This window comes from Pseudoalteromonas xiamenensis, from assembly GCF_017638925.1.
Classification (GTDB): Bacteria; Pseudomonadota; Gammaproteobacteria; order Enterobacterales; family Alteromonadaceae; genus Pseudoalteromonas; species Pseudoalteromonas xiamenensis.
The window spans coordinates 768,168-780,276 of the sequence record NZ_CP072133.1; the positions used below are offsets into that span (position 1 = coordinate 768,168).

Consider the following 12,109-nt stretch of genomic DNA (forward strand, 5'->3'; position numbering starts at 1 on the left):
TATTCAACCAGTAAAAATTTTTATAGGTCTAAAATCAAACTCAGCGTTACATTGTTTAATGTTTAACAACGCATTAAACATTCCAAAGTAATCCCTCTTCTCGGAGCATTCGGTAACAAGTAGGGTCTATCACAATTTGTTGCGCTTCTGGGCTTGGGTGCAGGCAATCTAGTCGTAATAAATTGATGAGGTAATTCACTAGTGCTGCATTGGTGTTTATAACGGCTTTATTGGCATTCATTTGATAATCGCGTGCGATTACCGCTTGCGCATGCAATGACAGTCTAGGATCGGGTGTGATCATAAGTTCAACATGCTGTTGCCACTTGGTGTCTTCTTCCTTGGTATGTCTCGCTTTACTCGCCAATTCTGGTTCGGCGGCTAAGATCCGCGACAGGGAAAAGTCTTGGAACTTACCTGACTTTTCACAAAATGCACGCAAGTGATAACGCAGCCCGGTATTGACCAAAGTGTGAGGTCTGATAATCCGCTCGCTTTCACCATTTTCTTTTAGTGATAAATAGGTGATATCTAGTGCACTTTGATATCGGCACGCGGTTAAGATAGGTCGTAATATTTCAGGCTCTAACTGTCTCTTAGGCAAAGTAATGTGATGCACTTGTCCACTAGAGAGATTGGTTAGGATCTTACCTGCGGTTACGTTCGTATATTCATCAAACTCACCACCCACATAGGTTGGCAAAAACGCGCCCTTTAGTACGTAGCTCTTTAGTGTTTCGACATATTCAATTGGACGCTGGTGGTCAAAAATATATTGCTGAATGTACTTTTGCGCACTTGGCCTAGATAGAGCAAACTGCTTTTGAAAAAGCCCCGTTTGCAGCTGCCCTTCCCAATAAAAATGGAGATCTAAAAATCGAAAATAGACAAGTTCTTTGTCTGTCATAGTCCTTCCTTGGCATGAGCTTGTGGATTGCTATTTGTAATTACAAATTTAAAACAAACTCTCTTCGAACAGCATGACCAATATCACATTAATTTGTTTCTAACTAACTAAATTAGATGAATTGATCCTTCTTTTACGATTTTTTCTCAACTCTGTGATTGTACAAATCATCTACTCATTTAAACAAATCAATGTAAGAACGAGGTTTGTGAACTGAAAGCTTAACTTGTTAATATAAATGAAAGTAAATGCAAGCAAGGAGAGAAAATAATGAGCTAATTGAATCGATACCAATAATCTTGATATTGGCAAGCAAGATGACTTCAAGGAAATTCTAGCTCAGTCTGCTGGGTATAAAGTCCGCGTTTTTTACTCCTATGAGAATGCATTGCGTTGGCTAAAATCTGACAATTGATAAACAGTGCAATCACCACTTTATTAACTCGCTTTCAAGTAAAATGCGAAGCCGTTGTTTTTTCACTTGAATCAAATACGCTTTGGTAAAAAGGGGCTGAGTGCAAATCGAGGCCTCATTACTTTAAAGATGATCTGTTGCTAACATGACTCCGGTAAAGCCCGCTCGTTAATCAATCTACGTTTATTCGCCTTAAACCGAATAACTAGCTCAGCGATAATTAAATTTGGGATCCAACAAATCCATGCAAGCACGGGATATGCATCTATAAACTTAATTTCTAATACAACACTTAGACCGAGATACAGCCTTAATGTGACTCCCGCCAAGGTTACAGCATAACTGCGTGTCATCCACCGCTCATGACCCGAAACGTCAGAGCGACGTATTAGGCAATAAGCATTGATTGTTGTTGCTAACCAGCATATGGCCATTAAGCCAAAGCCGGATTGTACGTATATGCCACCGACTGAATTTACCGCTAAAATAAAACTCGCGATGCCTGCAGACAATATAGAAACAACGTAAAACCGCCCCAATATCTTGTGCAGCGGTAAATGCTTTCGTCTAAGCGAAGCGTTAAATTGAATAGCGCCTGTTACGATTGCAACTGCACCGCCAAAAAAATGAATTGCCGTAACCTTTGGAAAGTGCGCAAATAAATTCTGGACAAAAGTCGGCCGAATACTTGGTGCAAAGAGAATGACTAATGCATAAAGTGCGACAAGTATTGCAGATAGGGTCATTAAGCCCCAAAGCGTTTTCTTGATCATACTATCTTCCTTGATACCTTTTAGTTGGCTGTATTGAACACTGTGTTTGTGTCATTTCATCGCTTGTTTTCGTCAAATAACGTGCAAGTCCATTTATCAACACTACATGTATGACCAAGTTTAAAAATACAACTTCAGCCATGCTTCTCACACATTCGTTATTAGAGAACTGTGCATCCATACTCAACTAAATCCATGCGAGTTCAGTTTGATGAGTGGACACTGACACGTTGGTCTAATCACTGCACCCACTCATCTCTGCCGCTCCTTGTCTATTATTCCATCATCAATGCTTCTTCGGGAATCGAGAGAAGCTTATTTTTATGGAGGCAAATTGAGTGATTTGCTTCGAGTGATCGAATGATTTCATTGAGTTCTAGGTGGGAAAGATCAGATTCAAGTTTGACCGAATCTATCGAGATTGGTTTGCGTGCATTGTTGTTAAATTTGGTCACTAAAATACGGTAAATCAACTTTTCTTTACGATTCATGAGACTACCCGTTTTGCCAGATTATTGGCTAAATTTGAGGACTCAAAAACCCTAGACTAACAAGTTAAGATTAGCAATTTTCCGTCGTTGATTTGCGATGAATGGAAGTAATGATGGCGAGTATTGCTATGAGAAAGAAGATAAACAGGATCTGCAGACCCTGTTTATCCAATTCACGATAATGATTAGAACGCGTAACGTACTTGAAGTTTTACGTTACGCTCGTTCCCTGGCATTCCACCTAAGAACATTGCCTTACTAAAGTACACTTTGTTAAATAAGTTATTGATGTTCATTTGCCACTGCCAATGATTGTGTTCGTAGCGAATACCCGCGTCAAAGACGGTGTAACTCGGCACAAACCCATCCGGAATACCGAATGAATCAGAATGTGTACTGCGCTTATCGACATAAGACATACCAAGGCTTAAATCAACTGGTGCAGGCAAATTAAAAACATGACGAGAGTGCGTAAGCCAGCTACCTACCGTAACATAAGGCACCCCTTTTTGACGTGAGTTATAACTGTTGCTATTTGGGTTTTGTTTATCACGGGCATCCTGATACACCGCGTTGAAGTTGAATTTCCACTCGTCACTTAGCACTGCGTTTAAATCCAGTTCAACACCTTTTGTTTGCTCTCGGCCATCGTAGAAACTTTTTGGCACTGACGGCGCTGACACACCTGCTTCATAATCCGGGTTTGCGTACTGCAAATTCGTGCGACTACTTTCAAACACAACAATCGATGCAACAACTTGGTCTTCAAATCCTTTAAAACGCATACCAATGTCATTACTCACCGATTCACTGTCTTCGCGGTCTGCTTCATTGCCAAAGATTTCACCTAGCACACTGTAAGCCGTTCTGCCTTTTGAATGATTGATAAATGCAGATAGGTCATCGCTAAACTTATAGCTTGTACCTAAATTATAGGTAATACCGCTGTCCGACGTATCTTGCTCTGGCTTTGGTTCAGCCGCACTCGCACGATATCTAGGGTCAACACCAAAATGTTGGTAGCTCTGTTTTATGCGGTTATAGGCAAGACCAATTCGCGTCGTAAAACCGTTTTCAAAATACGCTACGTGCTGCGCTCCAAGACCCCATGCCGCAACCGTTTTGTTGTAGTCCGCTGTCTTCAAGGGGTCATTCTCTTCAAACGTGCTGGTTGCCCAATTTGGGTTACGAATATCGAAAATATACGGCAGCGTACCTTGATAAATCACATCGCCTTGCTTGTTTTTAATTACTTGGTCAGCATCATAAATCGAGTATTGTTTGAAGCGAATGTCTCGGTCTTCATAGTTTGCGTTAACCAAAAACTCATTATCGACATTTCCAATCGCGAAGTCGTAGCGCAGATCAGCGAAGTATTGAAGCGATGACTCGTTCGCTTCCACTTTGCGGTATTCCTGACGACGCGCCGCAAAAGGATAGAGGCTCTCCATCTACAACGAGTGGTGCGCGCGGGTCAGCATTAACCACGCCACCGCGTTGCCAATATACGTAGTTGTATGCCCCTGTTTGACGGGCAAAACTTGAATCATAATCGCGATACTGAAACTGATGATTCAGAAACAGGTGATCGGTTATATCAACCGTGTGCGTGAGTTTTAAACGTAATTCTTGCCCTTCGTTATCTTTCGCCATCGGCGAAATGATCCCGTTATGGCCGAATTGATAAGGTGTTAGACCATCATTTGTTGCTAACGAATCAGCAAGTTGTTGGCGCTGAGCATCACTTAACATTACGCCCTTGCCTTTGGCATCATTCACCAAATCTTGCCATGTCACTTGACCTGCAAGTTTTCCGTCTACGGAGGCCGAATTAAAAATACGAATTGGATGACCAATGGAGTCTACTGCAATCGCATCATCGATATACGCTGCCGATAGCAATAAATTATTGCTTGAGTTCAATACAAATTTTAAGCTCGCGTAGACTTCATCTCTGTCATTGCTTAGGTCACGATAACCTTCACTTCGCGCTGACTTCACTAAAACACGATATGCAATGTCATCCGTTAATGCATCTGTCGAATCCAACTCAACCGAGTACGTGTTCCACTGACCAAGCTCAGCTCTAATCGCATGTTCAGCTTGAAACTTAGGCTTTTTCTCTATTAAGTTAATTACACCGCCCGCACTGCCCATGCCATAAAGACCTGTTGCAGGCCCTTTTAGAACCTCTACTGATTCTACGTTCGTCATTGAACGTGTTGGGTTGAACGTGTTACCGAGACCCGCGCCACCATACATGCCATCAAACGTATAATTCGCACCAAGTCCTCGGATCACGAGGTTGTCACCGATACCGTAATTATTGCCAGCTTGTGTTACGCCACTAATATTGCGGATGACGTCTTGTAAATCTGAAATTCCCTGCGCTTTAATAAGGTCACCATCAACAATCACAACCGCCGCAGGCGTTTCCATTAAAGACATGTCTGATTTAGTAGCAAGGCCTGAGTTCATTACTACTTGATTTTGTTTGGCATAAACGCTGATGACTTCCAGTGGTGATTTATCTTCCGAACTAGCATCATCTGACGCGATTGCGTATTGAGATAAGCTGCCACAGACCAGCGCGAGCAGAGACAATGGGAATTTTTTCATGAGAATGATTCTTATTAATTGCGAGGAGCGCGCATATTAAATACAAATTATTCTCATTACAATGTTAGGTACAAATAAATTTGTTCCTTTTTTATCTATTTAAAATATTTTTACAGTTAGTCAAATTTCTATTGATTTACGCAACGTATTTGCTGAACTCGACGTTTTGCTGACCTAAACCTAAGGATGAAGTGAATGCCCGCTTTATCTTCTTCATTCTCATGCGTTGGTTTCGTGTTTCGGATGAATATTCGATGTGCTGCGTAATCTTATTGAGTAAAACCTTAGTATCGAAGTAAGTCGTCAAATGCACTGCTAAGTTTAAAGGTAAATATACTGACTGTTGTATGCCATACAAAATCGTTTGCTGGCGATAGTCACTAAACAATCGCTAATTCGATACTTTCGCCTGAGTTATCAAAGAAAGTCGTGTTAAATTTTAATTAAAAGATTAAAAAACAACGAATACAACGCTATATTGAATGAATTGATAAAGGCGATTGTCGTGCTGTAGCTAAAAAGGGTTTTTGTGTTTAACGATGTAGATGATTTATCTGACTGTAAAGTGCTTTTAGTTGAAGACTCAGTCATCAACCAGAAAATAATTCAAGTTTGCCTCGCTGACTTGTGTGATGTTGCGGTGGTTGAGTCAGGCGAAGAAGCAATCGAATACTGTCTACAATCCGCACCCGATTTAATTTTGATGGATTGGATCCTCACTGGTATTACCGGCCTTGAAGCATGTAAGTTGTTACAAAGTAAACCTTCTACCGCAAACATTCCGGTGATTTTTGTTACCTCAAATGTTGGAGAAAGCCAACAAGAAGAGTGTTGGGATGCTGGCGCCGTTGATTTCATCGGTAAACCCATTGTCGCGCGTACCTTAGTGAACCGCGTAAAGACTCATCTAAAATACAAGAAACAAGCGGATTTGCTGCGCGAGTATTCCTATGTCGATGGATTGACTGGCGTCTTTAATCGTCGCTATTTTTCGCAAGAAATGGACAGACATTATCGTCAAGGTCAGCGGGCAAATACAACGTTATCAATGATTATCCTTGATGTGGATAACTTTAAAAAATATAACGACCATTACGGCCACTTAAAAGGAGACGATGTGCTAAAGTCGGTCGCAAAAGTGCTGAAGCACTGCACTCGCAGACCCTTGGATGGCGCATTTCGTTACGGTGGTGAAGAGTTTGCCGTGTTGTTGCCAAACACGCCAAAAGAAGCCGCATTTGAAATAGCGCAGAATATCATTAATGGTCTTCATCAGCTCGGAATCGAGCATGCCGAATCACCTTTCGATGTGGTGACGGCCAGTGCAGGCGTTTCCTCGACTCATACAGCATCCGATCCGGCTGAACTCATTAAACAGGCTGACACCGCACTCTATGAAGCCAAAAAGAACGGCCGAAATCGAGTTATTGAATTTTCACCTGAACACGAAAAATCCATTTGAGGCGAATTTATTGCATCACCGAGTAAGTGGCGTATGCTTAGTGGTGTACGCACAATTGGAGTTACCATGAAATTAGCCTTATTTGGCATTGCTCTGCTAATTTCGTTTTCAAGTTTAGCCAATACGCCCAAATTTAAAATTTGTTTTGAGCGTTGGTGGCCGTATAGTTTTGTAAATAAAGAAAACATACCCAAGGGTATTGAAGTTGAGACTCATTCAACTTGCTACACAACCAAAAGGTATTGCCGTCGAATTTCAAGAACTCCCCTACCAGCGTTGTTTAGACTCCGTTCGGCATGGTACTCATGATTTTACCCTGCATGTAGACCGTACAGATAATTTAACGCTGCTTGATAAGTCATTTACCGACTGGTCACTATCTTTGGCCGTCAAACAAGGCCGGTTTACCCAGATGTCGCAATTAAACACATTAGCACCGCGTATCATGCTCGCCATGGAGTACCCTTATCCTGATGAGGTCTACAAACGACTGAAAGAAATGAATGCCGTGATAGTAGAGCGTTCTTTCTACGAGCAAAGCGACGAAGAGGCAATGGCGTTTTTCGATGTTCTAGAAAACGAACGTATTGACGCGATTATTGTGGATAGACAGTGGGCCTCAAAGATGATCCGCCAATATCGACTGCCTGTGACCATTTTACCAGAAGCGTTTCACAACGAGCCTCAATTTATTGGTTTTCGAGAGGACCGTAAAGAACAAGCCGCTCTGTTACATCGGCTTCTAATTGCCATCCCAGCACCAGTGAAAGAGCAAATTCATGCAAAATACCTGAACGAACACTAGTCTGTCGTTTGTTCGAGTTTGGTATTTAAGCATCCTGAGACCATCCAGATAACCGCAATTAAAGTGTGAGTGATACGTCAAAATACCTTACATAACATCAACAAATGCATTACAGTCTATTTATTCGACAATTCACCTGTTTAATACAAAAAAGAAATTGACGGGATTCGATTTACTGTTTATTTTCGCCCCGATGTTTTAAGAAGGGTCATACTGGTTTCTGGTCAACCCAATATTAAGCAGATACAAGCACGTTGATGAACGTTTGCGAATTTAGCCTTCTTATTCAAACTATCAAATATTGGGACAATTTGAATGACTGAGCCTAGTGTGATTAGTGTAATACCGCCTATCGTTGTATTGACGCTTGCGGTTTGGTTACGCCGACCTATCCTAGCCCTTGTTCTGGGCGCAATCGTGGGTTTTGCGTTACTGGATTTCAGTGCGATTTTGGATAATTTCGCCACATCTTCGTTAAAAGTCATGGCGGATGAAACGATCGGCTGGCTAATTTTAGTCTGCGGAAGTTTCGGTGCATTAATCGCCCTGCTTGTCCGTACCGGTGGGGCGCTTGCGTTCGGCCGAAATGCCATCAAATTGGCGAAAGGACCAAAATCGTCACTCCTCATGACCTATTTCTTAGGTATCGTTATTTTTATTGACGATTACCTCAATGCGCTAACAGTCGGTGAAACAATGCGCCGCGTTACGGATAAGTTCAAGATTTCTCGTGAAATGCTCGCGTATGTAGTTGATTCAACCGCGGCGCCCGTGTGTGTGCTTGTTCCTCTTTCAACATGGGCAGTGTTTTTCGGTGGCCTACTTGTTGATAATGGTGTAGCGCCTGAAGGTCAAGGCATTAGCGTTTACATGCAAGCCATTCCCTACATGCTTTATGCGTGGGTCGCGGTGATCATGGTTCCACTGGTGATCATCGGTGTCGTGCCATTATTTGGCCCGATGAAAAAAGCAGAGCTTGCCGCTCGCGAGGGTCAACCTGCACTAGAACAGGTTGATTTGGATGCTGTTCATACACCCGATGACTACGCAGCAAGAGCGATAGAACAAGAATTCGAACAGGCTGATGAGCACGGTAAGCTGTACAACTTCCTTGTTCCAATTGGTTTATTGGTTGCGTTTACCGTTTATTTTGACATTGATGTTTGGAAAGGACTACTTGCCACGCTTGCGGTTACTGTTCCGTTTTACCTAGCACAGAAATTGATGCCGCTTGCCGATATGCTCGAACAAATGATTGATGGCTTTAAGAGTATGTTGCCTGCAATTGGTACGGTTATCGCTGCCTTCATCTTTAAAGATGTGTGTGACCAATTGATGCTACCGCAATTTGTCATTAACTCATTGAGTGCGTACATGACGGCTGAGCTTTTACCTGCAATGGTGTTCTTATCGATGGCAATCCTTGCGTTCGCGACAGGCTCTAGCTGGGGAATTTTTGCAGTTACAATCCCTATTGTCATGCCGCTTGCCGTTGCAGTAGATGCAAACATTCCTCTGGTCATTGGCGCTTTGTTATCCGCATCGTCATTCGGTAGTCAGGCTTGTTTCTACTCTGATTCAACCGTACTGGCTGCTCAAGGCTCTGGCTGTAACCTAGTGAGTCACGCCATTACGCAACTACCGTATGCATTACTTGCGGCAGCCATTGCGTTCGTTGGCTTTTTACTCATGGCTTAATTTTTGTCGGGCATGTTCGCATGCCCACTCTCCTTCACTCCTTCTTTTTATTTCCACAGTTTAACGCTAACATGGCTCGCAAAATAACGATAACGAGCAACATGAATGACTTTCGCAGAAAAGCTTAAAGGTTTTGGGCCGGGTATTTTAATGGCTACGGCTGCCGTTGGCGGCTCACATCTTGTCGCGGCTACGCAAGCTGGCGCTTTATTTGGTTGGCAACTTGTCTGGCTGATCCTCGCGGTAAACCTTTTAAAATATCCATTTTTCCGTTTCGGTGTGGAATACACCTTACGCAGTAAAGAGAGTTTGGTCAGCGGTTATAAACAATTAGGTAAACCCATTTTCTTTGGCTTCATCGCGCTCAATATTGTCGCGGCGATAGTCAACACCGCGGGTGTTTTACTCCTGACCGCGAGTTTACTGTTCTACGCACTACCATGGCAGATAGAGGTAATGATTTTGTGTTATGGGCTGTTGGCTATTTGCTTATTGATATTAATGCTGGGCCATTATAAAGTCCTAGATAGCGCAAGCAAGATCATCATGGTTTCACTCACTCTAGCAACGCTTGCTGCGTTCATTGTGGCGCTTTCAAATGGTGCTGCGCATCCTGAGCCTGCTTCTGTTCCAAACCCGTATCAACTTGCAATGCTGGGATTTTTGGTCGTGCTTATGGGTTGGATGCCAGCCCCTATCGAAATATCCGCGATTAACTCATTATGGCTAAAAGCTAAAACACGTACAGAGGCGTTCACACTCAAACAAGGGTTATTGGATTTCAATACTGGCTATATGCTTACGGCTGTACTCGCCGTTGTTTTTTGTGCGCTAGGCGTGCTCATCCAGTACGGGAGTACGAGTAAAATTGAATTGGCAGGTGTTGCGTTTAGTAAGCAGTTAATAGAGATGTACACCACAACCATTGGCGAATGGTCTCGTAACTTGGTCGCAGGTATCGCATTCTTATGTATGTTTGGCACCACACTGACTGTGCTCGACGGCTATGCCAGAACATTAAATGAGAGCGTCACTCTTTTAAAGGGGTCGCTGCCTAAATACAGCTTGAATATCTTCGTTCTTGTACAGGCGATTTTTGGATTAAGCGTCGTCGTGTTCTTTAAAGCAAACTTAAAAGATATGCTGACGTTTGCGATGACGTTAGCTTTTGTTACTACGCCGCTCTTCGCGCTTTTTAACTTGAAGCTAATGCATGCCATTGATGCAAAGCCAAAAGGCCTGCTCAAACTGCTAACATACGCAGGGCTTTTATATCTCTTTGGATTTACGTTCTTGTTCTTATATTGGAAATTTGTGCTGTAAATAAACGTACTCTAAGAAAGACAAAAAGGGGCATCCGCCCCTTTTTGTCTTATGTCCGTTTTTTCTATTGAACTTGGAAGTCCATCCTGATCTTCGATGAAGCCGTTACTGGTTTTCCATCTTCAAATTTTGGCGCATATCGCCATTTTTTCAGTGCAGCTATCAATGGCTTTACAAAGACTTTATTACCGTTCACATCGCCAATTTCAATGTTTTCTACGTTGCCTTCGGGAGTTACGTCAAACGATGCAACAATAGAGGTCTTTCTCGTACTCTTAATGTCTTTAATATCTGGCAAAACTCGATAAAGTGGTACTTGCTCTAAATCATCTTTCCAAGGTGTGAGTGAACCAAGTGCGATACATTGTTTTGTGGCTTTGTCCGATTGGTCCGTTTCTTCATACAATTGAACCAATCGAATGCGCATTTGCATTTCAAGTGGACTATCAAATGACATTGACGAGTCCAAGCGCTCAAGCTTACTCTCCAACACAGTGATTGCTTCTTCACGTTGATTGAACGCAATAAGGATATCCGCTTTACGGTATGCGATGTAGAAATTCAGCCAAGCATTTTTATCTAATGTCTTATTCGCTATTTCCTCTGCATTATCCACATACATCGACACAGTACGAAGTTCGCTGGGTATACCAACTAACACTTCTGACGCATCTAAGTACGTTTGCGCAGCAAGCCCGAGTCTCGTTGACTTTTTAGAGATATCAATTGCTTGACGCAGCAATACCTTTGCGCTTTTTTCGATTTGGAAAGTTGTATTTTGGCAAGGCTTATTAGCACTGGTATTTTACGTTCTGAATCTTCACCTTCTAGTGCATCAATATCGTTCAGCACTTTTTTGAGCAAATCCGCCTTGTCAGCTCTATCATCGTAAGCGATTTCGTCAGCGTAGTTAATCGCGAGCGCAATTGTATCTTTGTCCAAATCACCATAAATCGCGCGGCCAAGTTCATAAGCTCGCTTTGCTGTTTCAAACTTCAGCTTCGAATCATCCGTTTTCATTGCTTCTTGATAAGCCATATAGGCTGTATTGAACTCTTGCTGAGTTACATCTGATGCGAATGTTTGAGCACTGAATAAAACAGCACTACAAAGCAGCACCTTTAAAGTTGGAAGTGTCTTCATCACTATATCCTTTAGTGTGTTTGGGCCTACTGGTCAAATCGAGCGAGAATTAAAAGCTCGTCAAACTGACCCTGTAAACACATATTAATTTGGAGGCACAAAAAAGCCAGCCTCAAAATTAGCTGACTTTGGACCTAAATTCAATCAATTACTGCTGTATAGCTCTGAACGGCAGGAAGTCCTAGCCTCAATTTATTGGGCTAACTTTTTGATTTTCTCCCAAATCTCTACAACATGTGCTTTGTCTTCATCGTTGAGACTTCACCTGCGTGATACGCTTTGACTAAGCTTGCTTCAATCGTATTGTTTAGCTCTTCAGAACTCAACGTAACGCCTTCTACCTGAGCGTAGCCAACGGCCAAATCGAAATGACCGCGTAAGTAGCCACCAGCAAAAAGTTGGTCATCTGTCGCCGTTTCGACTAAGTTATCAAAAAATTGTTGTGCGGCATCAATGTAGGTATTCATTTGTAC

The 12,109-nt window shown here is 42.4% G+C and carries 9 protein-coding genes and 2 pseudogenes; 4 read left to right on the forward strand and 7 right to left on the reverse strand.

Annotated elements, in window-relative coordinates; genetic code table 11:
• Window positions 1–73: 73 nt before the first annotated feature.
• The 4 genes and pseudogenes from J5O05_RS03795 to J5O05_RS03810 form a co-directional block, all read right to left on the reverse strand.
• On the reverse strand, window positions 74–907 hold the full coding sequence (locus J5O05_RS03795) for a helix-turn-helix transcriptional regulator (RefSeq protein ID WP_208843662.1): 834 nt from the start codon (window positions 905–907) through the stop codon (window positions 74–76).
• Between the two features lie 555 nt (window positions 908–1,462).
• On the reverse strand, window positions 1,463–2,095 hold the full coding sequence (locus J5O05_RS03800; protein ID WP_208843663.1) for a DUF2306 domain-containing protein: 633 nt from the start codon (window positions 2,093–2,095) through the stop codon (window positions 1,463–1,465).
• Between the two features lie 275 nt (window positions 2,096–2,370).
• A complete protein-coding gene (locus J5O05_RS03805) occupies window positions 2,371–2,586 on the reverse strand; it encodes a hypothetical protein (protein WP_208843664.1) in 216 nt (71 codons plus the stop codon).
• Window positions 2,587–2,771: 185 nt separating this feature from the next.
• Window positions 2,772–5,205 (reverse strand): annotated as a pseudogene (locus J5O05_RS03810) (TonB-dependent receptor).
• 529 nt (window positions 5,206–5,734) lie between these two features.
• On the opposite strand from J5O05_RS03810, the gene J5O05_RS03815 reads away from it, so the two are divergent.
• The 4 genes from J5O05_RS03815 to J5O05_RS03830 all read left to right on the forward strand — a co-directional run bounded on the left by J5O05_RS03815 (window position 5,735) and on the right by J5O05_RS03830 (window position 10,493).
• Window positions 5,735–6,667: a GGDEF domain-containing response regulator gene (locus J5O05_RS03815; RefSeq protein ID WP_208843665.1), complete on the forward strand. Its 933-nt coding sequence runs from the start codon at window positions 5,735–5,737 to the stop codon at window positions 6,665–6,667.
• A 205-nt stretch (window positions 6,668–6,872) separates the two neighbouring features.
• Complete coding sequence (locus J5O05_RS03820; RefSeq protein WP_208843666.1) at window positions 6,873–7,472, forward strand: type 2 periplasmic-binding domain-containing protein; 600 nt, start codon at window positions 6,873–6,875, stop codon at window positions 7,470–7,472.
• A gap of 315 nt (window positions 7,473–7,787) precedes the next feature.
• The gene (locus J5O05_RS03825) at window positions 7,788–9,170 is read left to right on the forward strand and encodes a Na+/H+ antiporter NhaC family protein (protein WP_208843667.1); all 1,383 of its coding nucleotides are present in this window, start codon (window positions 7,788–7,790) and stop codon (window positions 9,168–9,170) included.
• A 105-nt stretch (window positions 9,171–9,275) separates the two neighbouring features.
• Window positions 9,276–10,493, forward strand: a complete 1,218-nt coding sequence (locus tag J5O05_RS03830; RefSeq protein ID WP_208843668.1) for an NRAMP family divalent metal transporter — start codon at window positions 9,276–9,278, stop codon at window positions 10,491–10,493.
• Window positions 10,494–10,557: 64 nt separating this feature from the next.
• Here J5O05_RS03830 and J5O05_RS03835 read toward each other — a convergent pair whose 3' ends face one another.
• From J5O05_RS03835 to J5O05_RS03845, 3 genes and pseudogenes are all read right to left on the reverse strand, one after another.
• Window positions 10,558–11,235, reverse strand: coding sequence for a TonB family protein (locus J5O05_RS03835; protein ID WP_208843669.1), 678 nt, complete (start codon window positions 11,233–11,235; stop codon window positions 10,558–10,560).
• Complete coding sequence (locus tag J5O05_RS03840) at window positions 11,166–11,636, reverse strand: hypothetical protein (protein ID WP_208843670.1); 471 nt, start codon at window positions 11,634–11,636, stop codon at window positions 11,166–11,168. Before J5O05_RS03840 ends, J5O05_RS03835 begins: the two co-directional genes overlap by 70 nt.
• 192 nt (window positions 11,637–11,828) lie before the next feature.
• Window positions 11,829–12,103, reverse strand: a pseudogene (locus J5O05_RS03845) (YfcL family protein).
• Between the last annotated feature and the right edge of the window lie 6 nt (window positions 12,104–12,109).